This is a genomic window from Perlabentimonas gracilis (assembly GCF_011174675.1).
In the GTDB taxonomy this organism is placed as follows: Bacteria; Bacteroidota; Bacteroidia; order Bacteroidales; family Tenuifilaceae; genus Perlabentimonas; species Perlabentimonas gracilis.
The window spans coordinates 125,513-152,120 of record NZ_JAANIG010000004.1 but is presented as its reverse complement, the minus strand read 5'-3'; the positions used below and the strand labels follow the sequence as shown (position 1 = coordinate 152,120).

The following is a 26,608-nucleotide window of genomic DNA, read 5'->3' as shown; positions in this document are numbered from 1 at the left end:
ATTAACCGAACCCCGTAATTTTCACTATCTTTACACAAAAATGTAATTACACTTTTGCCCTTGGGTTAAAGCCATTCAACAATTAATACATCTTCTAGTGTTTGCCATTGTAGATATTGAAACCACAGGCGGAAGCCCTGTAAGCAGCCGAATTACCGAAATTGCCATCTTCCTTTTCGATGGGAAAAAGATTGTAGATGAGTACACTACTCTTATCAACCCCGAGTGTTACATCCCACCAAATATAACCCGCCTAACGGGCATTAGCAACGAGATGGTAGCCAATGCGCCCCGTTTCTACGAGGTGGCTCGCAGAGTTGTGGAGATTACCGATGGAGCCACCTTTGTAGCGCATAATGTTACGTTCGATTATAAATTTATCCAAACGGAGTTTAAACGGTTGGGGTTCGACTATAATCGTCCTACCCTTTGCACCGTGAGGCTTTCGCGCAAGCATTTGCCAGGCTACCCGTCGTATAGCCTTGGTAATATCTGCGATAATCTGGGAATATCTATAAACGGAAGGCATCGTGCGGCTGGCGACGCTCTGGCAACTGTAAAACTTTTTCAGGAGTTACTGCAGGTCTCACCCAACTTGGCCACCGAGGGGCAGGATATTTTATCCTCACTGGCTCCTAATCTTAACCCTAAAACCATTGCCGATTTGCCCGAAGCAACAGGTGTTTACTACCTTTACGATGCCGATGGGGTTATTATCTACATAGGCAAGAGCGTAAATATACGCAAACGGGTACTCGATCATACGGCCCGGCCCAAAACCAAGCGAGCTACCGAAATGCTATCGCAGATTTCTGATATAGGATACGAACTAACTGGTAGCGAACTTATTGCCCTGCTAATGGAGGCCGATGCCATTAAGGAGCACCTACCCAAGTACAACAAACGTGGTAGGCGCAGGAACTCCCAGATGGGTGTTTTTCAGAAGACCGATGCAAAGGGATATATCAACCTAAGTATCGAAACTATCTCAAACGATGATGAGATTCCAATTGCTAGCTTCGATAACCAAGCCGAAGCACAAGCATACCTTTACAGAATAGTTGACGATTACTCACTTTGTCAGAAGCTATGCGGGTTATACAAGTCGGCTAATGCCTGTTTTCATCATCAAATTGGCCAGTGTCATGGCGCCTGCATTGGGCTGGAGTTGCCGCATGACTATAATCTTAGAGTGCAGCAAGCATTGGATAGCCAAAGCCTCGGCAGCCGAAGCTTTATTATGGTAGACGACGGACGACACCCCGATGAGCGCTCATTTATTAAGGTGATGAACGGCAAGATTGAGGGATTTGGTTATTTTAATCCCGAGTATATCGATAATTCTATCGATTTGCTGAAAGAAACCTTAACGCCCTGTGGAAACCATCGCGAGGCGGTGATGTCGGTTAGAGGGTATATGGCGAAGGCGGGTGTAAAGGTAGTAGACTTTTAAATGATATTCAGCCACCACTTTTTTGATTTTTTTTGAAACGAAGTATTACGAGGGGTGGTTGTACATTGCGAGATGCAAAATGACCTGACAGCGTTTGAAAAACCTGTCAGCGTCATATATGTTTGTATAATTGAAGGTAATCGTAACGACTTTCTATAGAAGAAAACTGGGTGCGAAACTCCCTGCAATGGGCAGGTTAACTTTCATTGTTAGGCTTTAAAGAATCCGCTATGACAGATCTCTTCATTCAGTCAATAAACGGCTGACTTATCTAGTCAACTATAGCTTATCTCCTATGCTATAGCATAGGAGACAAGCTGAGACACGACAACCGACAACATTCCCCCAAAACATCCCCAGCAATGCGTAGTAACAAAAACGTTGTCATCCATTTTTTTTCTTCGGCCTTTTCTCCCATTTTTGTATTCAATTTTTTTAAAATGAATTTGATGATGAAACCTACACTTATAATTCTGGCTGCCGGAATGGGCAGCCGTTACGGCAGCCTTAAACAGGTTGATGCCGTTGGTCCTAATGGCGAAACCATAATTGACTACTCCGTTTTTGATGCGCTCCGCGCTGGATTTGGTAAGGTGGTATTTGTTATCCGCAAGGATATTGAGAAAGATTTTCTTGAAGTATTTGGCAAGCGATTCGATGGCAAGGTGCCATACGAAATTGTTTTTCAGGAGCTCGATATGCTCCCCGAAGGCATTGCATGTCCGCCCGATAGGGTTAAACCTTGGGGTACAGCACACGCCGTTTGGGTTTGCCGCAATGCGGTAAAGGAACCTTTTGCTGTTATCAATGCCGACGATTTTTATGGAGCCAATGCTTTTAGCGTGCTTGCCAAGGCGCTAGCCAACGGATCGTTACAAGAGGGCGAGTACTTTATGCTTGGATATCATCTTAAAAATACATTAAGCGACCAGGGCTCTGTATCGCGAGGCGTTTGTAGTGTCGATACCCAATCGTTCCTTAGCGATGTGGTGGAGCGTACGCACATTGAACGAATCGACAATGTGGTAAAGTTTAAAAACGAGAACGGCGAAATGGTTACTGTGGATGAAAATTCGTTGGTATCGATGAATTTTTGGGGATTTACCCCCAACTTCTTTGGTCATATCGACTCAATGCTTAGCGAGTTCCTGAGCGGTTCGTTGGCCAATCCCAAGGCCGAGTTCTACATCCCAACGGTGGTAAATCATCTTATAAAGAATGGCAAGGCAACCTGCAAGGTGCTACCCACCACCTCGCAATGGTTTGGTGTTACCTACCCCGGCGATAAACCCGTGGTGATGAGCAGCCTAAAATTGCTGGTTGAGAAGGGCGAATACCCATCGCCATTAACCTAAGTTGCTCTTGGTGTAGATCGTTTTGCTGGCTCTACTTTTTGATTAATATGCTCTAAGTATCTTTTTGGAAGTTTACTTATTGTTACAATGAATAAGATTTTAATCATAGAAGACGACCTTCGGGTGGCTGAGCTAATAAAGCGAGGCCTCGATGAGCAGGGCTTCAAAACCACTCTTGCCTACGATGGACTGTTAGGGAAAAAATTGGCTCTGAGCAATGAGTTTGACCTAATTATCACCGATATTATTCTACCAAAAATCGATGGGCTTGAGCTTTGCAAAGAAATCCGCAGGGCAAAACCGAGCACCCCAATTATTATGCTTACAGCATTGGGCACCACCGACGATAAGGTTGAGGGATTCGATGCAGGTGCCGACGACTACCTTGTAAAACCCTTTGAGATGCGAGAGCTGGTGGTGCGCATAAAGGCTCTGCTCAACAGGGCATCGAGGAGTGTGGAAACAAGTCCGATAGTTCGCTACGCCGATCTAGAGTTGAACCAAAATACTAAGCAGGTAACTCGGAATGGAGTCGAGATTGACTTAACCCCAAAGGAGTTCAAACTACTTGAATACCTCATGCTAAACCCCGAACGTGTGCTATCGCGAGCCGAGATTGCCGAGAAGGTATGGGATACCCACTTCGACACTGGGACAAATTTTATTGATGTGTACATTAACTACTTACGCAAAAAGGTTGATAAGGAGTTTGATAGTAAGCTAATACATACAAAGTCGGGGATGGGGTTTGTGTTGAGAATGGAACAATAATGGGATATAGAACGCAGATGACGCTGATTTAAGGGGTTTTCGCAGATAAGGATTTGAAAATAGAACACAGATGACGCAGACCCGCCTGCCGCGGGCAGGTTAAGCGTATAAACGCTGATAAGAGAGATTTGAAATAGAAAAATCCGTGTGTGTCTGCTAGATCTGCGTCATCAGCGTTCTAAAAAAAGAAACCATGAAATTAAGAACCCAAATAACAATCCTCTTCACCCTGATAACCGCCACAATTCTATTGGCATTCGCATCGGTGGTGTACTACTCTTCGAAGCATAGCAGGGAAAGAGAATTCTTTAACCTGTTAAAGGATGAAGCCATTACCAAAGCCAACCTCTTTTTCGAAGCCAATGTGGATACGTTAACTCTGCAAAGCATCTACCGAATGAATCGTGAGGTGATAAACGAGGTGGAGGTGGCAATTTACGATAGGCGCTTCAAGCTACTGTATCACGATGCTGTTGATATTGATATAGTGCAGGAAACCGAGGAGATGATAAACCAAATTATGCAGAACGGCGAGTTACGATTCATGCAAAACGATTGGCAGGTAATTGGCATAACCTATACAAATAATCAGGAAACCTACGCCATCACTGCGGCTGCTTTCGATGGTTATGGATACACCAAACTACATAATCTTAGGCAAACGCTTTTCGTCCTTTCATCCCTATCCATAGTGGTGCTTTACCTCTTGGGATTGTTTCTTTCAAAAAGAGCCTTTGCACCCATAAAGGAGGTAATAAGCAATGCAAAATCTATCACTGCAACCAACCTCGACCTTAGGCTAAAATCGAGCGAAAAGAAGGATGAGCTATCGGAGCTGTCAAATACTTTCAACGAGATGCTCGACCGTCTTGAGAACTCCTTCGATGCGCAAAAGCAGTTCGTTTACAACATATCGCACGAGTTACGAACACCGCTTTCAGCCATAATTGCAGAGTTGGAACTCTCGTTAGGCAAGGAGAAAAATACTCAGGAGTATAGAACTGCCATTGAGAATACCCTTAACGATGCCCGCAAGCTGGTTAAGTTATCTAACAGTCTGCTCGATCTAGCCAAAGCCAGCTACGACCCCACCGAGATAAAGTTTAAACCTCTAAGGGTTGATGAGCTGGTTCTAGATGCCCGTCATCAAGTATTACGACTTAACCCTACATATTCTATCGATATCCGCTTTGAGCAAAATTTTGACGATGACCAGAAGCTAACCATTAGCGGCAACCAATATTTGCTAACCGTGGCATTTGCCAACCTGTTGGAGAACGGATGCAAGTTCTCTGAGGATAGCCGGTGTATGGTTTCAATTGAGGTAGATAAAAGTGATGTAACATTAAAGTTTATTGATAATGGCGTTGGAATCTCCGAAGAAGAGTTGGAAAATATCTTTACGCCATTTTACAGGGGGGCTAACAAGTCAATCTCGGCTGGATATGGAATTGGGTTGCCTTTAACTCAAAAGATTGTTCAACTTCACAAAGGCTCAATCAGGGTAAAATCGGCCCAAGGGCAAGGCGCCGAATTTTGCGTAATTTTCGAATGCTTGCCTAGCACTCTGTGAAGAAAGATGGTGGAAGAACTGAGCAAACAGAACCTCAAAGGAGAATTTAAGCACAAACACGGTATTCTTGTGGTACTTGCAAAACTGACAGGTTCATATAATTATTCGCCCACTCCAAAGCTCTTTTAAGAAGAACGCATAGGGCATAATCTCCACATCTTCCATTTTCCGATAGTATTTATCGTTGCTAACCACAATTAGCCTTTTGGGCTTAAACTCATCGGCAAATTGCTTTAAACTTTTAATATGTCTTGAACTAATCATTTCTGTTGCTTTTACCTCTAGGGCAATTTCGGCATCGCCCAATATAAAGTCAACCTCTATTTGGCTTGCAGTTCTCCAGTAGCTAATGTCATAATTCAAATCGCTATACCTGCTGTGAGCAAATAATTCGAGATAGATAAAATGCTCGAAAGCGCTCCCAAAACTTTCACTCCTAAAATCAATATTATGCCTTTTCAGTAAAAAGTTCGCAATGCCGATATCAAAAAAGTAAAATTTGGGTGAGCTTATCACTCTTCGTTTCGCTTTTTTGGTGTAAGCAGGCAGGAATCGTCCTATCAAGGTGTCTTCAAGAATTTGAAAATATTCCTTAACCGTTACGGAGCTTACCCCGCAATCGGTGGCAATATTTGAGTAGTTGACAATTTCGCCGTTGGAGAATGCTGCACTTTCTAAGAATTTTGCAAAGGCATTTATATTCCTTAGCTTGGCCTCAGCACTAATTTCATCCTTTAGGTAGGAACCTATGTATGCTGATATTAATTTTTTGGGATTTGCAGAAAGATAATGCCTAGGTATTAGTCCGAAATTTAGGGCTTTTACTAAGTCAAAATTCTCTATCTCATTAAAAACAAAAGGGTAAAGTTCATACCTCAGCGCTCTTCCGCCAAGCAGATTAACCCCTGATCGAAGAATGTTTCGCGGACTAGAGCCACTTAAAATAAATTGAACCGATTTGTTTGTTATAAGCCAGTGAATCTCGTTAAGAAGCTGCGGTATGCGCTGTATTTCATCAATTATAACAGGTTTGTTAGTTTGGTTCACTTCAACAATCTGACTCAATAAGTCTTGATTTTGTGTGAAACGCAAAAACTCTGAGTTCAGAAGCAAGTCGATGTAGATTGAATCGGGAAATAGATGCTTTAACAATGTGGTTTTCCCTGTTTGCCGTGCTCCCCATAAAAATGCAGATTCTCTCCCTATCCCTTCGAATGTTTGTAATCTTATATACATGATAATATAAAGTATGTATTTAAATATACGCAGTAAATATAAAGTATTAAATTATTTTCACCTAATTATTCTCATTTTATTTTGATCGAATGTCGCATTTGGTCAATTTAATTCATTTAGTTGAAAAATTAGTTTGAGCAAATCAAACCCCAAACTCTAATGATTTTCTAATAACTTTCTAATAATCCTCTAACAGCCCCCTAAGCGGGGCTTTTGTAGTTTTGTGCCTCAATTTTTTCGGCAAATCAATAACACCAAAATACTATGACTAACAATCCCAAAAAGAGCAAAGCTGCTCGTAACCGAAACATCATCCTTGGTGTGGTGATAATCGCTCTATTGGCAGTGGTGATTATCCCACAGCTAAGAAGGGTGGCACAAGAGCCCGATGCTCCAGCGCAGTTCGAAAGGGTTAACGGGAAGATTTTCATCCCCGAAACATCGCCCATTCGCGAAAGCATTAGGGTTGGGAATGCCACCAGCAAGATCATAAGGCGCGAGGTATCAGCCCCGGCAACGGTGGTGGCAAAGCCCTCAATGAGAGCCAACATCTTTCCGCCAGCGGGTGGACGCATTGTGCAGCTATTTGTAAATATGGGGCAGAGCGTTCGAACAGGCCAATCGCTATTCGAGATCTACTCGCCCGATATCGCCGAGGTGCAAACCGAATTCATTAGCGCAAGAAGTGAGCTAACCCAAGCCGAGAGGCAACTCCGCCGAGTGGAAGATTTGCATCAACGAGGAATTGCCCCGCTCCGTGAGGTTGAAGAAACCCGCACCGAGTTTGAGATAGCACAAAGCGAGATGGAGGGAGCATCACTCAAAATGAAGATCATGGGCATTGATGAGGACAAGATTGGCAAGCCTCTTCTAGTGCGTTCACCAATCAATGGGCGTGTAGTTGATCTTGATGTTGCCCCAGGCGAATTTATTGCAGAGCCTGAAGAGCCACTAATGATAATTGCCGACCTGAGTAAGGTATGGATAACGGCTAGCATTCAGGAGAAGGATATCAGGTTTGTGAACCCTGGAGCCGTTGTTAATGCTCGATTCGCAGCATATCCTGGCGAACTCTATGAAGGAACGGTTCTGTTCGTAAACGACATTCTCGATGAGGAAACCCGCACAACCCGCGTAGTTATTGAGTTCGACAATCAGGACCTTAAGCTAAAACCAGGTATGTTTGCATCCGTTCGTTTCCTTTCTGAGCCAACATCAGCAATTGTTCTTGCGTCCACAGCCGTTCTTCAACGAAGGGACTACAACTACGTGTACGTTCAAACCGAGCCATTCACTTTCGAAATGAGAAAGGTAAAAACCGGTGAACTGGTAGATGGAAAGCTTGTCATTCTAGATGGCCTGCACGAAGGCGAGATGATAATAACCCATAATGCTATGATGCTACCTTAAGAAGTTGGAAGACGGAAGTCCGAAGTCGGAAGTTGGAAGACGGAAGTCCAACAGACTACCGATAACCGATAACTGATAACTGACAACTGATAACTGATAACCGACAACTGGTAATAAGAAACTATGCTAATAGAAAAATTCATAAGATATTGCCTATCCAAGCGCGGGATAATGGTAGCACTCTTCGCCATGCTGGGCGTTTTTGGCTACTACTCCTTTACTCGCCTTGAGATTGATGCTTATCCCGACATTGCCGATGTTACATCGATGGTGGTAATCCAGTACCCTGGTCATGCCGCCGAAACCATTGAGGAGCAAATAACCATTCCTCTCGAAAGGGCGCTAAACGGTATGCCCGGGCTAGTGGTAATGCGCTCTAAGAGCACGTTCGGGCTATCCATGATAACCCTCGTTTTTGCCGATGGCATGGACGACTACTTTGCCCGTCAGCTAATACGCGAAAGACTTATTGAGGCTGAACTTCCCGATGGTGCAGAGCCTGAGCTTGAGCCGCTAACTAGTCCAACTGGCGAGATATACCGCTACACCCTTCACTCCGATATCTACAGCCAAAGAGAACTACGTGAGTTGCAGGATTGGGTTGTGATACCAAAACTCCGAGAGATTTTCGGCGTTGCCGAAGTGGTAACGCATGGTGGCGAAACCACGCAGTTTCAGTGTGAACTAGACCCAGAAAAATTGCAAAAGTATGGTCTTTCGCTGGAAGATGTGATTGAGGCCGTTGAAGATAATAACTCAAACGCTGGAGGTGGACGAGTAAACAGGGGCGATTTAGCCTATGTTATTAGGGGAATAGGCCTTGTGCGTTCCCTAGAGGATTTGGGCAATGTGGTGGTAACATCCATTGGCGGAACGCCAATTTTCCTTCGCGATTTGGGTGAGCTGAAGCTGGGTGCCATGGAGCGAAACGGCATGCTTGGGCGCGACGATGATGACGATTTGGTGCAAGGTATCGTAGTGCTGCTTAGGCATCAGGACCCATCGCCCGTTCTTGCCAATGTGAATAGAATGGTGGATGAACTCAATAATAAAATCCTTCCCGATGGTGTTTGGATTGACCCCTACTACGACCGCACCGAGCTTATACAGCAAACCACACTTTCAGTATCGTTTACTTTGCTTCAGGGCATTGGGCTGGTTGTGCTAATCCTGCTACTTTTCATGGGCAGCGTAAAATCTGCGCTAGTTGTAGCGTTGGTGATTCCATTTGCTATGCTGGTATCGTTCGCGCTAATGTTCGTTACAGATATTCCTGCAAACCTCCTATCGCTTGGTGCGCTTAGTTTTGGGATACTCGTTGATGCGGCCATCGTTATTGTTGAGGCGCTGCAGGCAAGGCGAGAGAAGAACCCAAACGAAACCTTCACCGAGGAACGGGTGGCTGAGAGCACCCTTAGGGTTGCCAAGCCCATTTTCTTTGCTGTTCTTATTATTATCGCTGCTCACATCCCGCTATTTGCATTTGAGCGAATTGAGGCAAAGTTCTTTATACCAATGGCATACACCGTTGCATATGCACTAGGTGGTGCTTTACTATTCTCTCTTGCTGTAATCCCAGGATTAATGCTTTGGGCATACAGGAAACCATCCAAAGTGTTTGTGAACAAGCCCTTGGAGTGGCTCAAAAGAAAATATAACGCATTAATGTCGTTCTTGCTCAACTACCCACGCTACGCCATTATTCCTGCTATTATGGCTGTGGTGCTTACTGGTTTTGTTTTTAACCGCATTGGGAAAGAGTTCTTACCCTACATCGACGAGGGTTCCATTTGGCTTCAGGTAAAACTACCAGTAGGCATATCCATGGAGAAGGGGACCGAAATGGCAGCTGAACTTAGAAGGGTTGTACGGGAGTTTCCAGAGGTGAAGCATATAGTAACCCAATTGGGGCGAAACGATGACGGCACGGACCCTTTCACCCCTTCGCATATCGAATCAATGGTTGTACTACACCCATACAATACTTGGCAGCCAAGACGAAGCAAGTTGGAACTCATTGACGAGATGGACAAGCGTTTTCAGCAAATACCTGGGATGACGGTTGGGTTTTCGCAGCCCATGATTGATGGCGTGAACGATAAGGTGGCTGGTGCTCACAGCGAACTGGTTGTGAAGGTGTTTGGCGAAGATTTTGTTGAAACCCGCCGAATTGCCGAGGACATTCTTGCCGTGCTGGAAACCGTTGAGGGAGCCGTTGACCTTGCCATCGACCAAGAACCTCCACTACCTCAGATGCAAATTGTTATCAACAGGGAAGCAGCAGCTCGCTTCGGCCTTAATGTTTCACAAATTTCTGAACTCATTGAGGTGGGTATTGGAGGACAGCCCGTATCCGAGATATTCCTTGGACAACGCCGCTACGATGTGATTCTCCGCTATCCCGAGCATATGCGCAACACACCCGAAAAAATTGGGAACCTAATGCTTACCTCGCCCGATGGAGCATCGGTGGCTCTTTCGCAGGTGGCCGACATTGTATTGACAACTGGTGAAAGCACCATATCCAGAGAGATGAACCGCAGGAACACCACCGTGAAGCTGAACCTTCGTGGGCGCGATTTCTCCCATTTCTTCAGGGAGGCACAGATTGCAATTGAGGAAAAAGTTCATTTCGATAGGGATTTATACTCCCTTGAATGGGGCGGGCTGTTCGAGAATAAGGAACGTGCCGAGGGACGTGCGCTCATAATACTTGCAATGGTACTGGGAATAATATTCCTACTCCTTTACTCCGAATTTGGAACGATAAGGCATCCCTCCATCATTCTCGCCTCACTACCCCTTGCCATCCTTGGCGGTTTGCTTGCGTTGCAATTCAGGGGAATGACTGTAAACGTGGCAAGTATTGTGGGTTTCATAGCCCTATCGGGATTGGCTGTACAAAACGGGGTAATCCTTATATCCAACATCAACAGGGTTAAGAACAAGATGGATAGAAGTATAAAAGATGCCGTACTTGAGGGAGCAACCCAACGATTACGCCCAGTACTTATAACCGCCACCACCACGCTGTTTGGTGTACTGCCAGCTGCATTCGCCTTTGGCGTGGGAAGCGATATCCAACGACCCCTAACCACAGTTGTGATGGGAGGACTAATATCAGCAACAATACTAACAATGATTGTGCTACCGGTGATATACTATTTAATAGAGAAAAGACAGAACGCAGATGACGCAGATTAGAAGATGAACTCAGATGGGTTTGTAGCTGGTTTTTGCTTGCATAGTGAACTTCGAGAGCCTCAGTGCCCGAACCTTTTAAAAATCAAGCAACCCTGTGTCTCTGTGTTTCACCATATCTGCATACCATAAATACTAACTACCATGAAAAGAATACTTATAGCTATTTCCATATTAGCGTTTACTAACGCGCTGCTCGCACAACGTCCAACTCAAGAACTTCGCTTCAATGATTTTCTAAGAATAGTGCTAGCCAACAACCTCGACCTGATAATTGAGCAGTACGAGGTATCGGCTGCTGAGGCTGCCCTTGCAGCATCTAGGGTTTTTGAGGACCCTGAGCTGGAGATGATATCGCCCATGTTCGATAATGACGATTTTTCGGGTTTCCCCCGAAATATATCCTTTGAGCTGGAGGTTCCCATTGAGCTGTTTGGCAAACGAAGATATCGTATCCGTCAGGCAAGGGCAGAGAAGTATGCCGCCGAGGCAACCTTCGACGATTTTCTTCGTCACCTAAGGGCCGAGGCTGCCACAACCTACATCGAGGTGCTGGCGCACCAGCGAATAGTTGAGCGGATGAACATCACCCTTGAGCAGTTAAACCAGCTTATCGACATAAACAAAGCGCTTTACGAGGTGGGCGAAATTGGCGAAATCGATTTGATTCAAACCCGCATTGAGGCCCGTAACCATCAGGCAGAGCTTTTCGATGTACTAGCCGATTATACCGAACTACTAGGCGATGTTTACTTCCTAATGGGACGACGCACAACCGACTCGCTGGTTTTTATGGGCGACCCTGTTATGAAGGCTACCATAGCCAACTTCGACGATTTGCTGAATCAAACCATTACCACAAGGTCCGATATTCTGGCTGCACAGCACAGGGTTAACGCTCATGAGTTCGCCATTCGGCTTGCCCGTGCCGAGCGATTGCCAAACATTTCCCTAATCGCAGGCTACCACAACGAGGAGGCCCTGCGACCATCACCTGGCTTCCCCGTGATGTATGCTGGAGTGGTTATCCCGCTTACCTTTTCGGGGTTTAATCGGGGAGAATTTAGGCTAAGCCAAATTGAGTTCGAGCAGTCGCAAACCGAACTCAAAGCCACCATTCTCGATGCCGAGGTGGGGTTGCATAGTGCTTGGAACAAGCACCGATTGCTTTCGCAAAAACGCCTTCTCTTCACCGAGAGCATCTTACAGGATGCCGAGAAGGTTCGCGATGCCATTGTTTACAGCTACCAACGTGGCGATGTATCGCTACTTGAAGTGCTAGAAGCGCAACGCACCATGAACGAAACCTATATGAATTACTACGAAACGCTATCGAATTACGCCAAGTCGCTTACTGAACTATCTAAGGTGTCGGGGCAGTGGTTGATTGATTTTTAGATAATGTTCTACAGCATTTCTTTAACCATATGGATGGACAAATTGAGAGAATGACCATATTTGCATATGAATACTAATGTTATTTTCTTTAGTTTTATTAGAGAGTACATATGGTCACCGTAATCATAATAATGTGCTTGGGTATTGTGTTGGGCTACCTAATCCGTAACCGTAAGCTATGGGTTAGGCTGGCCGACAAGCTCACCATGTGGGCCATATACCTGCTGCTTTTTTTGCTTGGCATTGCCATTGGTACCAACGAGGTGATAGTAAAAAATTTGCCCACGCTTGGCCTAAAGGCATTGCTAATTTCGATGGGTGGTGTGATGGGAAGCGTATTGGTGGCCTGGCTGGCATATCGTTTATGGTTTGCACCTAAAGACAGCGAGCATGAAGGGTAGCCTTATAATCTTATCGTTTTTTGCAGCGGGTGTGCTGCTGGGACTATTTCAATTTATACCCGATTTGCTTATTCACAACGATTTTAGCCACTGGGCGCTTTACCTGTTGATGTTTTTGGTGGGCACTGGCATTGGTGCCGACCCGAACTCGCTTAAAGCCCTAAGCCAGTTCAATTTTAGAATATTGATGGTGCCGCTAGTTACAGTGGTTGGCACCACGCTTGGCGTTAGCGGGGTGTACCTGTTGCTATCGGATGTTAATTTCTACGATATACTGGCCGTTGGCTACGGTTTTGGCTACTACAGCCTGTCGAGCATATTTATAACCGAGCTGCGGGGCGAGGAGCTGGGCGTTGTGGCACTACTTGCCAACGTAATGCGCGAGGTAATAACCCTTTTGGCTGCGCCAATATTTGCCGTGCTGTTTGGTAAAATTGCGCCCATAGCCTCGGGCGGAGCAACCAGCATGGATACCACCTTACCCATTATATCTAAGGCATCGGGTAAGGAGTACGCTATGGTGTCGCTATTTCATGGCATTGTACTTACCATACTGGTACCATTTTTGGTAACTTTGGTGCTTGGTGGGTTTTAGATACTTTTTAATATTTTGTGGATGAGACATATATTACCAATCATTATTTTTCTGCTTGCTACAAACCAAGTTAAAGCCCAAACCGATTGGGTTGAGCTATCGGGCGATATTATGCACCTGGCTCTGCCCGGTGCTGCTTTTGGTGCCACAATTGTTTGCCCCGAGGAGAAACTAGCCGGAAGCAAGCAATTTATTTGGGCTGCAGGAGTTTCAACGGTTGCTACCTACGCCCTAAAATATGCAGTAAACAAGGAGCGTCCCAATGGCGAGAGCCACGCTTTTCCATCGGGGCACGCCTCGCGGGCCTTTATGGGGGCCGAGTTTATCCGCCGTAAGTTTGGGTGGAAAGCGGGAGCACCAGCATACCTGCTGGCCGGATATACGGGTTACACAAGGGTGCACGCCAATAAGCATGATTACTGGGATATTCTTGGCGGCGCAGCGGTAGGCATTGCCAGCTCGTATATCTTTGCAAAGCCATTTACCCAAAAGGTAAACCTTAGCTTTGGTCGACAGCGCGAAGCATACACGTTAAACTTTAGTATGGTATTTTAGCAAATCTTAAAAAGTATGTCTATGAAAACTAAATTATTAAAACTGCGCTTATTCCTATTGCCTATTGCGCTGGTAGCGCTAATGCTTGCAGGTTGCACCCCCAAGCCCGAGTCGGTTCACGATGTGCTTTCGCGCATTTCATCTATCGACAGCCTAAAGCAAATTGAGGGCGATACAACCCTGTTTGCCGAAACGTGGGAGCTGTGGTTCTCTATGCCGCTCGATCATAAAAATCCTGAGGCAGGCAAATTCCCTTTGCGGGTGGTTTATAATCATAAAGATTTTGAAAGCCCTATGGTGATTGCCATTGAGGGTTATAAAATATACTCTCATCGGCCAACCGAGCCCGCCAGACTGCTAAAGGCAAATCAAATTAATATTGAGCACCGCTTTTTTGAGAATAGCCGTCCAAAGGATAGTATCCCTTGGAAGCACCTAAACATATACCAGGCTGCCACCGATCATCATACGGTAATAAAATCTTTTAAACCCTACTACACCAATAAGTGGGTTGCCACGGGTATAAGCAAAGGCGGTCAGGCAACCATTTACCAAAGGTACTTTTATCCCAACGACGTTGATGTTAGCATCCCGTATGTGGCGCCCCTAAATTCCAGTAGTGAAGATCCTCGGGTGTACTCGTTCTTAAGGACAGTGGGCACTCCAGCCTGTCGCGAGCGTGTCATGAGTTTTCAGGAGGAGCTCTTTAAGCGTAAGGATAAGCTTATGCCCTTGCTTGAGCAGCACGCAACAGAAAAAAACTACACTTTTGGCTTTGGCCTAAGCCGTGCCTACGACGTGAATGTTTTGGAGTACAGCTTTGCCTTTTGGCAATGGGGTGTTTTGGAGTGTACTCAGATTCCTTCAACCCAAGCAAGTGATGCCGAACTGTTTGAACATTGGGTTAGAGTGGCTCCTTTCAATTTTATTGAGGATAATGGCGTTGATGCCATCAGACCATACTTTTATCAGGCTATGACCCAAATAGGCTCATACGGCTACGAGGTGGAGCCGTGGAGTGAGTATCTTGACGACACCACAAATATCACCTTCGACTTTACAATGCCAAAGGGGCATTTGGCCCAATTCGACCCCGAGCCTATGAAGGATGTAAACCGATGGATTAGCACAAAGGCTAACTATATGCTTTACATCTATGGCGAGTACGATCCGTGGAGCGCCACAGCTGTAGAACCCAGTCCAAATACTAATTCCATAAGTTTTATCAATCCTATGGGCGATCACCGAACCCGAATTCACAACTTCCCCGATGATATGAGGCAGATGATATACGAAACGCTTGAGGAGTGGCTTAGGGTTGAAATAGAAGAGCAGCCCAAAAATTGATGTTGAACATTTTGTAAACTATCTTTGTGAAAAAATAGTGGAAGATTAGTATAGGGGTAGGGTTGAGGTTGAGGAGACCCTACCTTTGCCTACCCGCCTGACCACGTTAGTCGGGCAGGCAGGCTGACAGCGTGCGAAGCCCTGTCAGCGTCTGGGGTGATTTATTGACCTGCCTGCCTTCGGCAGGCAGGAACAACCTATAACTGACAAAAAGCAAAAGGTTATCAAAAAAATAATAATATGGCCACATACACCTGCGATTATCTTGTAATAGGTTCGGGCATTGCCGGACTTAGCTTTGCCCTTAAGGCTGCCGAGCAAGGCACGGTTATGCTAATTAGCAAGGCCGATATTGAGGAAACAAACACCCGCTATGCACAAGGTGGAATTGCAGCAGTAACTTACGAGCCCGACAGCGTGGAGAAGCATATAGAGGATACGTTAATATGTGGCGATGGGCTATGTAACAAGGAGGTTGTGCGGATGGTGGCCACCGAGGGTCCAGCCCAAATTAACCAACTTATACAGTGGGGCGTTAAGTTCGATAAAAGAGCAACAGGAGAGTACGATTTGGCAAGGGAGGGTGGTCATTCAGAGCATCGTATTCTGCATCATAAGGATAATACTGGAATCGAGATTCAACGGGCACTAACCAGCAAGGTTAAAGATCACAAAAACATAAGGGTTTTCGAACGCTTTTTTGCTGTCGAAATTATTACCCAGCACCACTTGGGCGAAATGGTTACACGCCACAAAACCGATACAGAGTGCTACGGTGCGTATGTGCTCGATTTAAGAACTCAAAAGGTTGATACCTTTTTGGCCAAGAGTACCATTATGGCTACGGGTGGCGTGGGCAATATTTACCACACCACAACCAATCCCATTGTTGCCACTGGCGATGGAATAGCTATGGTTTATCGTGCCAAAGGGAAGGTAGAGAATATGGAGTTTATCCAGTTTCATCCGTCATCCCTTTTCCATCCTGGCGAGCGGCCATCATTCCTAATAACTGAGGCCATGAGAGGTTTTGGCGCCATCCTAAAAACCGCCGACGGCAAGGAGTTTATGCATAAGTACGATAAGCGGGAGTCGCTGGCCCCGCGCGATATTGTGGCTCGTGCCATTGATAACGAGATGAAAATTAGCGGCGACGAATTTGTGTACCTCGATGTTACCTTTAAGGATGCTGCCGATACCAAGAATCACTTCCCAAATATCTACGAGAAATGCCTATCGATAGGAATTGATATTACTAAGGAGATGATTCCTGTTGTGCCTGCTGCTCACTACCTATGCGGTGGCATTAAGGTGGATATGAACGGCGAGAGCTCAATTAAAAATCTGTACGCCATTGGCGAATGCTCATCAACCGGGTTGCACGGTGCCAATCGCCTGGCATCGAACTCACTGATTGAGGCTGTTGTGTATGCCGATAGGGCGGCTAAGGATGCCGTTGCCAAATCGAAGAATATCAAAATTAACAACCAAATTCCGGCGTGGGATTACGAGGGAACTACTCACAACGAAGAGATGGTGCTTATTACCCAAAGTTACAAAGAGATGCAGCAGGTGATGAGCAACTACGTGGGCATTGTCCGCTCAAACCTTAGGCTTGAGCGTGCGCTTACTCGGCTCGGAATACTTTACAATGAGACCGAAGAGCTGTACAAAAAATCGATACTTACCCAAAACCTTTGCGAGCTGCGCAACATGATTAATGTGGGCTATTTGATAATAAAAAATGCCCAGAACATGCGCGAGAGCCGTGGGCTACACTATTCGCTCGATTACCCCAAGAGTAAGGGCAGTGAGTTTTAAGTTATACCATTATCAAGGTATTTCTAGTCAGGGTTTGACTTAAGGTCAAGCCCTGACTTTTTAGCTTTAGCATTCTTTGCTTTGGATAATGTTTAATACTTTGTAGTGGTGTAACTATTGATGCCCTAGGTGACACATAGCGATAACAAAGCATCGAAAAGAATCTCCTCGCCCCGTGGGGCTTGCCTGCTGCAAGCAGGGCGAAATAGCGATAGAACTCAATTAGCAGAATTTGTCTAGCACCCCAGCGGGGTGCTATAACAAACCCGAAACATTCCTCCACAACCTATTGCACCCCTGTCGCCGACAGCAGACAGGGGTGCAATAACAAAACCAAAACATTTACCCATAACCTATTGCACCTTGCTTGCAGCAGGCAAGCCCCACGGGGTGCTATTCCCGTTCATTTGCTTTTTCAATCGCTATCTACCCTCTAACGAGGGGTGCATCACCAACTACTCAAAAAAATCAAAAACATATTTGGGACTATACTCAACGCCAAACTCTTTCAAAAAATCCAAATACTCCTCCCTGAATAAAAACTTTTTATGATGCTCCTGTTGATTGTCAATATAATTAATCACATTAGAGCGTTGTGACATGCTGTATGAGAACAAACCATACCCTTCCTGCCACTGAAATTTAAATTTCGACAATTTCTTTTCATTTACAAATGTTGATGAATCTGATTTAATGTCGCGAATTAACGCTGGAATATCGCATGGATGCATCCCGAAAAATATATGGATGTGGTCTGGCATCGAGTTAATTGCTAGCGGTTTATGCTTCTGGTTTACTAGAATGCCCCCAATGTACCTATGTAAGTCCTCTCTAAAATCCTCTTTTATGAGTGCATCACGGTGTTTTACAGCAAAAATAAGTTGCATTGAGATTTGGTAGTAAGGGTTTGCCATGGGAATATGGTTTTCGTTTATATCCAAAGTTATTGAATTTTTGTATTATACGATAATAGTCCCGAGTTCTCGTAGGTGAAAATTAGCTTTGGAATCGCCTCAGAGAGGCGAAATAGCGATAGAACTCAATTTGCAGGGGATATCTAGCACCCCGTGGGGGTGCAATACCAAACCCAAAACATTTACCCATAACCTATTGCACCCCCACGGGGTGCTAATCTCGTTCCAATCCTAATGCTATCGCTATCGTACCCCTCTGGGGTACAGCACTTGCCTCCGTAAGTGGTACATATCGATAGGGCAACTCAATTTGCTTTGTCCATCTCTGGCTACTAATCAACAGAAATGGGCAAAATATCAATTTTTAACACTAAAATTTTGATTTTTCCAACAGCATCCCTACTTTAGTTTTTAACCTTTAATGGGTTCAAAATCGCACATATGTGTTCACAAACGTACAGAACAGCAAAATACAAATGATGCTTTAACAGGCAGACTACCAATTAATAAAAATATATGGCATATGTATTGACAATTGTATTAAGCTGTTTTTTGCTTAGCAAATAAGCGCTATAATGCAATCCCTATGTTTTAGATACATATAATCATTATGCTAAAATCCTTTTTCTTGCTTGCATACAGGAATATTATTAAAAATAAGTTTTATGTGCTTGTTAATATTCTTGGGCTAGGAGCGACCCTTGCCTGCTGTATAGTTGCCTATTTAAACCATAGATTCGAGGCCGATTACAACAAAACCCACCAAAATTTAGAAAAGATTTATAAGGTCAATATTTTTCGAGAGGTTAATGACCGACAGCAACGCTATGGGATTTCGCCAGCTTCGTTAGCACCAGCTTTGGGCACTAGTGTGGCAGGGGTTGAATCTGTGGTCAGGTACACGTCAAATCAACTATCGGTAAAGTCGGGTAATGAGGCTGATTCGAAAATTTTCTCAAAAAATGTGGCATTTGCCGACGATAGTTTTTTCGACCTTTTTACATTTCCAGTGAGCAGGGGAAGCATCTCGAGTTTTAGTGATGTGAACAGCATAGTGATTAGCAATGAGACTGCAGAGCAGTACTTTGGCAGCCAGAATGCTATTGGCGAAAGTCTAACTCTTTTTGCTGAAAATGGAGAGCCGTTAGAGTTTAAAGTAATTGCGATTTTGGAGCATATCCCCGAGAATGGTATGGTGAACTTTGATGCAGTTACCATCTTCAAGAATTTTTTCAACCTTTATCAGGTCGATGAGATGGATTGGAAACGATGGATTGGCGCAACTTTTCTTTCAATACCCAATCCAGAGGATATCCCAGGTATTGAGTCAATGCTCAACGGGTTTCTCGAAATACAACATCGCGCTCGTGAAGACTGGCCTATAACTAGGTTCGAAGTTATGAGCCTTAAGGAGTACACCAAGATTAGTCGTGATGTTTGGGCCAACTGGCTGTGGATAAATCTTCATCCAGCGCAAATTTACGCACCCCTAATAATGAGTATTCTAATTCTTCTGTTGGCCGGGTTTAACTATATGAACTCCTCTATTTCAATTGCCAATACAAGATTAAAAGAGATTGGTGTGCGCAAGGTGATGGGTAGTAGTCGTGGGCAGCTTATAGCCCAATTTCTGGGCGAGAATGCATTGGTTTGTTTTATCGCGCTTTTAGTGTCCTTGCTTATTGCCATTTTCCTTATTGATGAATACAATAAGATGTGGCCTTATATGAATTTAGAGATGACCTTTGCCGGAAATGTGGGTTTCTGGTTATTTCTACTTGGCCTTTTACTTTTTACATCAATCTTAGCTGGGTCATACTCCGCATTTTATATTAGCTCGTTTAGGTCGGTTGATATATTTAAGGGATCGTATAGGCTTAAGGAGGGAGGTTGGTTAGCAAAGGTTTTGCTCTGGTTTCAGGTAACCGTTTCGGTTGTGGCCATTATTGCTAGCCTTGTATTTGCTCAAAATGCAAGTTTTCAGCAATCGGTAGATATGGGTTACGACATGAATAAGATCCTAGCCATTCCTTTGGCATCAGGTGTCGATAAGAATGCCTTAGAAGCTGTTTACGAAAGCCATCCCGATATTAGTTCCATTGCCTACACCAGTCAGCATATTGGTTGGGGAGGATACTCCAGAACAATTGAATTAAGCGAGAAGAAAACCGAGGTGAGAGTTATGGAGGTTGGCACTAATTATCTCGAAACTATGGGCGTGAGGTTTCTTGAAGGGCGTGGTTTCTCAAGCGAATTTGAGTCTTCGGATATTGCCAATTCGGTTGTGCTCGATAGGAGAACGGCAGATGAGCTGGGGATTCAGGATCCCATAGGGCAGGTAATTAGGCTTGATACACTTAGACTCAAGATTGTTGGCGTAACCGACTATTTTCATATGAGCTTTTGGAGTAAACCTATTCCAATAATTTTTTGGATGCGTAATCCAGAGCCCCAATCGCTTATGGTGATAAGGACTACTGCTGCCGATCAAACACAGCTGCTGAATCAGCTTAAATCAGAATGGGAACAGCTAGTTCCTTTTATACCCTTTTCGGGATTCGAGCAGGTTAAAATCGATGAGGAAGCCCAGGATGTGAATAAAAACATTACCTCTATAAATATGTTTTTGGCCATAATAGCCATTGTGCTATCATCAATTGCCCTTTACACGTTGGTTTCGCTAAATATATTAAAGCGGATAAAAGAAATTGGCGTACGTACGGTTTTGGGATCGAGCAAAATTGGGATTAACTGGTTAATAAGCAAGCCCTTTATAATTATCGTAATCCTTGCATCGGTGGTTGGTGGTTTGGGCGGTTACTACCTGTCGAGCCTACTGCTAAATAGCCTTTGGCCAGTTAGAATTGCCATAGGTATTGGTAGCATTGCAATTCCCGTTCTTGCAGTGGTAGTGTTGGCCTATCTGATAATGAGCATAATAATACTTAGAACAACCTTGAAAAACCCAGTTGAATCGCTAAGGTACGAGTAAATTCATAGAATTAGCATATCATTTGGTACTACTGCTTTATTTGTGTACCCAATTATTTGATGATATGCCCTGCCAGTTGAAACTAGTTGTTCCTTAGTCGATTCAGCTGCACAACAACCTCATCAATCTGGTCATCGGTAAAGTTTTTCGACTTGGCCAGCTCATTTAGCGTGCCCCAAACGGGTTCGCCGCACAGTATGCAAACCAGCCCCCTTTCGCGAAGAAAAATCACGGAGTCGGGTAGTTCCTCCACCAGGTCTTCAACTAGTATATCCTTTGTAATCATTGTTGATATGCTTTTACCCCATAAACATTCAACCCCGCCAAAGGTTTAAACCTAACCTGGCAGATAGGTTTTTAAAACTTTTTATAGCTAAACTTAACCTTTTTGCTATGGTTTTGGCGGTTAGCTTTGCGATGAAATTTGCTACCTTTAGGTTTTCTAATCCACTACAAACACATCGCAATAATATGGAACTACAGTTTAACGGAGCCGTCCGTGAGGTTACTGGCAGCAAACACCTGATTACCACCAATAGCGGCAAAAAAATATTACTCGATTGCGGGATGTATCAGGGCAAAGGTCTTGAGACCGATGAGATGAACCGCGACTTGGGTTTCGACCCCAAAGATATAGACCATATCATACTAACGCATGCTCATATCGATCACTCTGGGCTTATTCCCTACTTGTATAAGCAGGGGTTCGATGGGTCGGTAATTTGCACCTCGGCCACCCGCGATTTATGTTCCATCATGCTGGTCGATTCGGGCTTTATTCAGGAGCGAGATGTGTTGTATTTCAATAAGAAGAGGGCACGTAAGGGCTTAAGCCCTGTCACGCCGCTTTACACAAAGGACGATGCTGCCCAGTCAATGCAGCTATTCATAGGGGTTCCTTACAACCGTAAGTTTAGTATCGATAACAATATCAAAGTAAAATTTACAGATACCGGCCATATGTTGGGTAGCGGCGTGGCTAACATTGAGATTACCGAGGATGGTGTTACCAAGCACATTGCCTACACGGGCGATATTGGCCGACCCGAGAATCGCATTCTGCGATCGCCTCAACCGTTTCCCCAAACCGATATCCTAATTTGTGAATCGACCTATGGCGATAGGCTCCACAGCGATAGCGATAGGGGTGAGGAGGATTTGCTAGCCGTTGTAAAGGAAACGTGCGTTGATAAGGGCGGTAAGCTTATTATCCCTTCGTTTAGCGTAGGGCGAACCCAGGATCTGGTTTACTCGCTCAATAATTTTTACAACCAGGGTCGCCTGCCCAAGATCGATATCTTTGTTGATAGTCCGCTAGCCACCAATGCTACCGATATTTTTAGGATGCATCCCGACTGTTTTAATAAGGATATCTTGGAGGTGATGGAGACCGATCCCGACCCCTTTGGCTTTAACACCTTACGTTACACTAAGAGCGTTGAGGAGTCGAAAGCCCTTAACACTTACGATAAGCCCTGCGTAATCATATCAGCATCGGGGATGGCCGAGGCAGGTCGGGTAAAGCATCACCTAGCCAACAATATCAGTAATCCTAAAAATACCATTCTATTTGTGGGGTACTGTGCTCCTGCCACGCTGGGTGCTCGCATTATGGATAAACCCAAAACCATCTCAATACACGGGTTTGAGTACCCTGTAAATGCCGATATCCGTCGAATTGAATCGTACTCGGGCCATGGCGATTACAAGGAGATGATTGAGTTCCTCAAGTGTCAGGATTTTAAGGCAATTCGTGAAACCGTGCTGGTGCATGGCGATTTAAAACCCATGGAGTTCTTTAAGCATAAGCTAAAGCAGGAGGGCCTAAACAGTATCCATATTCCCAACAAGGGCGATACTTTGTTCTTTTAGCTAGCGCTTGGGATGTTGCCGAACTTTTTTTGAAGCTTGGCTCTCCTAAATTCAAAAATCTGATCAAGCCGCTTTTTTATGAAGAGCGAATTGGCCACTCTGCCAATTATTCCCATTGGAGGGAGGTAGAGGACAGTGTCCTCCATTACTACCCCTTCTTCAATGGGGATAATTTTATGGGTATGATGCCAAAATTTGTAGGGGCCAAACCTTTGTTCATCAATAAAGTACTTCCCCTCTTTTACCTGGGTAATTTCTGTCACCCAGTTCGTTTTAATGCCCATTATTGGCCTTACTTGATATTCGATAATCATTCCAGGGTAAATACTTTGTTCTTGGTTGTCTGAAATAATATCAAAACCCATGTAATCGGGGGTGATATCTTTTAAGTTTTTTGGCGATGAAATAAAGTCCCAGAGTTTATCACTGGTTGTTTGAAATCCTTGCGTTGTTTTTAAAATGTATAATGCCATTTTTTTGATATTAAAAAGTGCTGTGTTTAACGTTATATTCTGTATTGTAAACAAAACAGGTGCGATAAAGCTTAAAAATGTGCAATATATTTAGGTTTATTAATATCTATTGAGTTGGTGTTAAGTTTTTTTAATGGGGCTAGTTGCATAAAAAGTAGTAATTTTGTGTTTCAATATAAATATAAACCAATGAATCAGTTTACTCTTAAGCATTTCCAGAAGTACAATATTATCACTGGGTGGATAGCCTTTGCCATTGCGGCAATCGTTTACATATTAACCCTTGAGCCTACAGCCAGCTTCTGGGATTGTGGCGAGTTTATAGCCAGCGGCTACAAGCTGGAGGTGGGGCATCCACCGGGGGCTCCATTCTTCATGCTGCTCATGCGGTTCTTCACCATGCTGGCTCCAACCACCGAGCTAATTCCGGTTTTTGCCAATGCAATGTCTGCCCTAGCCAGTGCATTTACCATCCTTTTTCTTTTTTGGACCATTACTCACTTGGCCCGCAAGCTGGTTGATGTAAAGCACAACGAGTTTTCTGCTACTCAGCTTATACTTATTCTGGGTTCGGGAATGGTGGGCGCTTTGGCCTACACTTTTTCTGATACTTTCTGGTTCTCGGCGGTTGAGGCTGAGGTTTACGCCACCTCATCGCTATTCACCGCATTGGTTTTTTGGGCCATCCTTAAGTGGGAAAATGTCTCCCATGAGCCACACTCGAACCGTTGGCTTGTGCTAATTGCATACCTAATGGGGCTTTCCATAGGGGTTCACCTGCTAAACCTGCTGGCTATTCCGGCCATTGTTATGCTGTACTACTTCAAAAAGTACGAGGTAACTCCTTGGGGGATAGTAAAAGCTTTAGGTGTTAGCGTAGTTCTTCTGCTGATAATGATGTATGGCATTATCCAAGGGTTCATTGTGCTAGCCTCTAAGTTCGAGTTACTATTTGTTAATGGATTTGGATTGCCCTACAAATCAGGGGTGTTCTTTTACCTGTTGGCAGTTGCTGCGCTAATTGTATGGGGAATTATTTATACACACAAGCATGCCAAGCCAATACTTAATACCATTCTGGTTAGCTTTGCTGTGGTACTAATGGGTTACAGCACGTTTGCGCTTATAGTTATTAGGTCGTCGGCCAATCCTCCAATGGATCAGAATAGCCCCGACAATATGTTCTCGCTGCTTTACTACCTCAACCGTGAGCAGTATGGCGATAGACCTCTGGTTATTGGCCAATCTTTCGATGCGCCAGTTATTAATCGTAAGGAGGGGAAACCACAGTATATACAGAAAGACGGTAAGTACGTGGTGGCTACCCGAAAATCGAACTTGGAGTTTGATAATCGATTTAAAACCCTCTTTCCACGTATGTACAGCGCCGATCCCAGGCATATTGAGGCGTACAAGGAGTGGAGTAATTTTAAGGGACGACCCATTAGGGTGTCGGGCCGTGGTGGCGACTCGGAGGTGCGGCGTGCTCCAACATTTAGCGAGAATCTGCGATTCTTTTTCTCGTACCAGATGGGCCATATGTACTGGCGTTACTTTATGTGGAACTTTGCCGGTAGGCAAAACGATTTGCAGGGGCACGGCGAGGCTGTGAAGGGCAACTGGATAAGCGGAATCCCCTTTGTTGATACACCCCGACTAGGCTCACAGGCAGATCTCCCCGCAACCTTTAAAAATAAAGCCCACAACCGATACTACATGCTACCGCTACTGCTGGGTATGGCGGGTTTGGCGTTTCAATACATACGTAACCGCAAAGATTTTTGGGTGGTTACCCTGTTGTTTGTGCTCACAGGTATAGCCATTGTGGTGTACTTGAACCAAACTCCTTATCAGCCTCGCGAGCGCGATTATGCCTATGCTGGTAGTTTCTATGCTTTTAGCATATGGATTGGACTGGGGGTGCTGGCGCTATACCAAGGTATTCGAAAGGCTTTCGATAAAGCTCCCGGTGCAGCCATAGCAACTGGGCTTGGGTTGGTGTTTGTTCCGGGCCTAATGGCGTTCGAAAATTGGGACGACCACGATAGATCCAACACATTTATCTCTGTTGATTTTGCATACAATATACTTGAAAACCTCGAGCCCAATGCCATTGTCTTTACCTACGGCGATAACGATACATTTCCTCTTTGGTATGCTCAGGAGGTTGAGGGGGTACGAACTGATGTAAGGGTAGCCAACCTTAGCTATCTGCGTGCCGACTGGTATATCAATCAGATGCTGCGTAAGGCATACGAATCGGAACCGCTACCCGTTAGCATGGCCAAGGAGCAGATAGAGCTGGGCAGGCGTGAGGTGGTAATGGCCACCGACAGGATTAGCCAGCCAGTGCACGTGAAGCAGGCTGTTGATTTTATGCTGAGCGATAATCCTAGCACCAAGATGAACTCGCCCTTCGAACGCAATCAGACCATCGACTTTTTCCCCTCGCGCAACCTGTTTTTACCCGTCGACAGGGATGCGGTTGAGCGTAATACAGTGGTACGACCCGAAAGGATGGATATGGTGGTTGACACTATGCGCTGGCGAATCCCCACAAACTATGTGTTTAAAGATGGCCAATTCCTGATGGATTTGATGGCTCACAATAATTGGGAGCGACCAGTCTACTTTGCCATCACGGTGAGCACCGACACCTATCAGAATCTCGATAAGTTTTTTCAGATCGAGGGGCTTGCCTATCGCATTGTACCCATAGAGGTTCAGCGGGTAGGTGGTCGTTACGGTAATGTAGACTCTGAGATTATGTACGATAATCTAATGAATAATTTCCAGTACAGGAGCTTGGCTGACCCCAAGGTTTACATCAACGAGAATAGTACTAGGATAATATCAAACTACCGCAATATTTTTGGGCGCCTTGCCCGAACACTTAACGAGGAAGGCAAGCACGATATGGCCATTAAGGCGCTCGACAGGTGTATGGAGGTGGTTCCGCCCGAGACCGTTCCCTTCAACTTTTTTGCCCTATCGTTGATTGAAGGCTACTACCGTGCAGGAGCTATTGAGAAGGCTGCGGAGTACTCGCGAATATACATGGAGCAGAGCGCCGACGAGCTGGTGTATCTTTTATCACTCCCTGAGAGGTTAGCCGGGTCGGTAAGAGGCGAGACAGAGCTTAGCCTTTACATTTTGCAGGAACTCTACAAAATGGCCAACAGCTTTGAGAAGGGAGAACATCTGAATGAGCTTGAGGAGCTGTTCGATGCCATTGGATAAA

General features: G+C 44.9%; 19 protein-coding genes. 15 read left to right on the top strand and 4 right to left on the bottom strand.

Annotated elements, in window-relative coordinates:
• Nucleotides 1-97 precede the first annotated feature (97 nt).
• From G8O23_RS03320 to G8O23_RS03305, 4 genes are all read left to right on the top strand, one after another.
• A complete protein-coding gene (locus G8O23_RS03320) occupies nt 98-1,453 on the top strand; it encodes an exonuclease domain-containing protein (protein ID WP_166361728.1) in 1,356 nt (451 codons plus the stop codon).
• A 452-nt stretch (nt 1,454-1,905) separates the two neighbouring features.
• Nucleotides 1,906-2,808 (top strand): sugar phosphate nucleotidyltransferase, encoded by a 903-nt coding sequence (locus G8O23_RS03315; protein ID WP_166361784.1) that lies wholly within the window; start codon nt 1,906-1,908, stop codon nt 2,806-2,808.
• An 87-nt stretch (nt 2,809-2,895) separates the two neighbouring features.
• Nucleotides 2,896-3,579 (top strand): response regulator transcription factor, encoded by a 684-nt coding sequence (locus G8O23_RS03310; protein WP_166361726.1) that lies wholly within the window; start codon nt 2,896-2,898, stop codon nt 3,577-3,579.
• A 193-nt stretch (nt 3,580-3,772) separates the two neighbouring features.
• Nucleotides 3,773-5,152, top strand: coding sequence for a sensor histidine kinase (locus G8O23_RS03305; protein ID WP_166361724.1), 1,380 nt, complete (start codon nt 3,773-3,775; stop codon nt 5,150-5,152).
• A gap of 93 nt (nt 5,153-5,245) precedes the next feature.
• On the opposite strand, the gene G8O23_RS03300 is transcribed toward G8O23_RS03305, so the two are convergent.
• Nucleotides 5,246-6,388, bottom strand: coding sequence for an ATP-binding protein (locus G8O23_RS03300; protein WP_166361722.1), 1,143 nt, complete (start codon nt 6,386-6,388; stop codon nt 5,246-5,248).
• A gap of 264 nt (nt 6,389-6,652) precedes the next feature.
• On the opposite strand from G8O23_RS03300, the gene G8O23_RS03295 reads away from it, so the two are divergent.
• The 8 genes from G8O23_RS03295 to nadB all read left to right on the top strand — a co-directional run bounded on the left by G8O23_RS03295 (nt 6,653) and on the right by nadB (nt 17,116).
• On the top strand, nt 6,653-7,798 hold the full coding sequence (locus G8O23_RS03295) for an efflux RND transporter periplasmic adaptor subunit (protein ID WP_166361720.1): 1,146 nt from the start codon (nt 6,653-6,655) through the stop codon (nt 7,796-7,798).
• A 123-nt stretch (nt 7,799-7,921) separates the two neighbouring features.
• Nucleotides 7,922-11,002: an efflux RND transporter permease subunit gene (locus G8O23_RS03290; RefSeq protein WP_166361718.1), complete on the top strand. Its 3,081-nt coding sequence runs from the start codon at nt 7,922-7,924 to the stop codon at nt 11,000-11,002.
• Between the two features lie 141 nt (nt 11,003-11,143).
• Nucleotides 11,144-12,397: a TolC family protein gene (locus G8O23_RS03285; protein WP_166361716.1), complete on the top strand. Its 1,254-nt coding sequence runs from the start codon at nt 11,144-11,146 to the stop codon at nt 12,395-12,397.
• 110 nt (nt 12,398-12,507) lie between these two features.
• On the top strand, nt 12,508-12,798 hold the full coding sequence (locus G8O23_RS03280) for a LysO family transporter (protein WP_166361714.1): 291 nt from the start codon (nt 12,508-12,510) through the stop codon (nt 12,796-12,798).
• Nucleotides 12,788-13,393, top strand: coding sequence for a lysine exporter LysO family protein (locus G8O23_RS03275; RefSeq protein ID WP_166361712.1), 606 nt, complete (start codon nt 12,788-12,790; stop codon nt 13,391-13,393). Before G8O23_RS03280 ends, G8O23_RS03275 begins: the two co-directional genes overlap by 11 nt.
• A gap of 21 nt (nt 13,394-13,414) precedes the next feature.
• On the top strand, nt 13,415-13,948 hold the full coding sequence (locus tag G8O23_RS03270) for a phosphatase PAP2 family protein (RefSeq protein ID WP_166361710.1): 534 nt from the start codon (nt 13,415-13,417) through the stop codon (nt 13,946-13,948).
• Nucleotides 13,949-13,969: 21 nt separating this feature from the next.
• Nucleotides 13,970-15,295, top strand: coding sequence for a S28 family serine protease (locus G8O23_RS03265; protein WP_166361708.1), 1,326 nt, complete (start codon nt 13,970-13,972; stop codon nt 15,293-15,295).
• Between the two features lie 240 nt (nt 15,296-15,535).
• Nucleotides 15,536-17,116, top strand: a complete 1,581-nt coding sequence (gene nadB, locus G8O23_RS03260) for an L-aspartate oxidase (protein ID WP_166361706.1) — start codon at nt 15,536-15,538, stop codon at nt 17,114-17,116.
• A gap of 455 nt (nt 17,117-17,571) precedes the next feature.
• Here the strand turns inward: nadB and tnpA are convergent, their stop codons facing one another.
• Complete coding sequence (tnpA, locus tag G8O23_RS03255; RefSeq protein WP_219932385.1) at nt 17,572-18,057, bottom strand: IS200/IS605 family transposase; 486 nt, start codon at nt 18,055-18,057, stop codon at nt 17,572-17,574.
• Nucleotides 18,058-18,640: 583 nt separating this feature from the next.
• On the opposite strand from tnpA, the gene G8O23_RS03250 reads away from it, so the two are divergent.
• Nucleotides 18,641-21,022, top strand: a complete 2,382-nt coding sequence (locus G8O23_RS03250) for an ABC transporter permease (protein ID WP_166361704.1) — start codon at nt 18,641-18,643, stop codon at nt 21,020-21,022.
• 82 nt (nt 21,023-21,104) lie between these two features.
• Here G8O23_RS03250 and G8O23_RS03245 read toward each other — a convergent pair whose 3' ends face one another.
• Nucleotides 21,105-21,308 carry a DUF1858 domain-containing protein gene (locus tag G8O23_RS03245; RefSeq protein ID WP_166361702.1) on the bottom strand — a complete coding sequence of 68 codons (204 nt, stop codon included), beginning with the start codon at nt 21,306-21,308 and terminating at the stop codon, nt 21,105-21,107.
• 185 nt (nt 21,309-21,493) lie between these two features.
• Here G8O23_RS03245 and G8O23_RS03240 point away from each other — a divergent pair, with 185 nt between their 5' ends.
• Complete coding sequence (locus tag G8O23_RS03240) at nt 21,494-22,894, top strand: MBL fold metallo-hydrolase (protein WP_166361700.1); 1,401 nt, start codon at nt 21,494-21,496, stop codon at nt 22,892-22,894.
• On the opposite strand, the gene G8O23_RS03235 is transcribed toward G8O23_RS03240, so the two are convergent.
• Nucleotides 22,891-23,421, bottom strand: coding sequence for an SRPBCC family protein (locus tag G8O23_RS03235; RefSeq protein ID WP_219932383.1), 531 nt, complete (start codon nt 23,419-23,421; stop codon nt 22,891-22,893). The genes G8O23_RS03240 and G8O23_RS03235 overlap by 4 nt on opposite strands.
• Before the next feature lie 135 nt (nt 23,422-23,556).
• On the opposite strand from G8O23_RS03235, the gene G8O23_RS03230 reads away from it, so the two are divergent.
• Entirely contained in the window at nt 23,557-26,607 is a 3,051-nt protein-coding gene (locus G8O23_RS03230) for a glycosyltransferase family 117 protein (protein ID WP_166361698.1), read from the top strand.
• The last annotated feature ends 1 nt before the right edge of the window (nt 26,608 follow it).

What these genes read in the sequence shown, in the direction of transcription:
- G8O23_RS03315 (WP_166361784.1), top strand. Translation starts at nt 1,906, where the DNA reads ATGAAACCTACACTTATAATTCTGGCTGCCGGAATGGGCAGCCGTTAC.
- G8O23_RS03310 (WP_166361726.1), top strand. Translation starts at nt 2,896, where the DNA reads ATGAATAAGATTTTAATCATAGAAGACGACCTTCGGGTGGCTGAGCTA.
- G8O23_RS03305 (WP_166361724.1), top strand. Translation starts at nt 3,773, where the DNA reads ATGAAATTAAGAACCCAAATAACAATCCTCTTCACCCTGATAACCGCC.
- G8O23_RS03300 (WP_166361722.1), bottom strand. Translation starts at nt 6,388, where the DNA reads ATGTATATAAGATTACAAACATTCGAAGGGATAGGGAGAGAATCTGCA.
- G8O23_RS03295 (WP_166361720.1), top strand. Translation starts at nt 6,653, where the DNA reads ATGACTAACAATCCCAAAAAGAGCAAAGCTGCTCGTAACCGAAACATC.
- G8O23_RS03290 (WP_166361718.1), top strand. Translation starts at nt 7,922, where the DNA reads ATGCTAATAGAAAAATTCATAAGATATTGCCTATCCAAGCGCGGGATA.
- G8O23_RS03285 (WP_166361716.1), top strand. Translation starts at nt 11,144, where the DNA reads ATGAAAAGAATACTTATAGCTATTTCCATATTAGCGTTTACTAACGCG.
- G8O23_RS03280 (WP_166361714.1), top strand. Translation starts at nt 12,508, where the DNA reads ATGGTCACCGTAATCATAATAATGTGCTTGGGTATTGTGTTGGGCTAC.
- G8O23_RS03275 (WP_166361712.1), top strand. Translation starts at nt 12,788, where the DNA reads ATGAAGGGTAGCCTTATAATCTTATCGTTTTTTGCAGCGGGTGTGCTG.
- G8O23_RS03270 (WP_166361710.1), top strand. Translation starts at nt 13,415, where the DNA reads ATGAGACATATATTACCAATCATTATTTTTCTGCTTGCTACAAACCAA.
- G8O23_RS03265 (WP_166361708.1), top strand. Translation starts at nt 13,970, where the DNA reads ATGAAAACTAAATTATTAAAACTGCGCTTATTCCTATTGCCTATTGCG.
- nadB (WP_166361706.1), top strand. Translation starts at nt 15,536, where the DNA reads ATGGCCACATACACCTGCGATTATCTTGTAATAGGTTCGGGCATTGCC.
- G8O23_RS03250 (WP_166361704.1), top strand. Translation starts at nt 18,641, where the DNA reads ATGCTAAAATCCTTTTTCTTGCTTGCATACAGGAATATTATTAAAAAT.
- G8O23_RS03245 (WP_166361702.1), bottom strand. Translation starts at nt 21,308, where the DNA reads ATGATTACAAAGGATATACTAGTTGAAGACCTGGTGGAGGAACTACCC.
- G8O23_RS03240 (WP_166361700.1), top strand. Translation starts at nt 21,494, where the DNA reads ATGGAACTACAGTTTAACGGAGCCGTCCGTGAGGTTACTGGCAGCAAA.
- G8O23_RS03230 (WP_166361698.1), top strand. Translation starts at nt 23,557, where the DNA reads ATGAATCAGTTTACTCTTAAGCATTTCCAGAAGTACAATATTATCACT.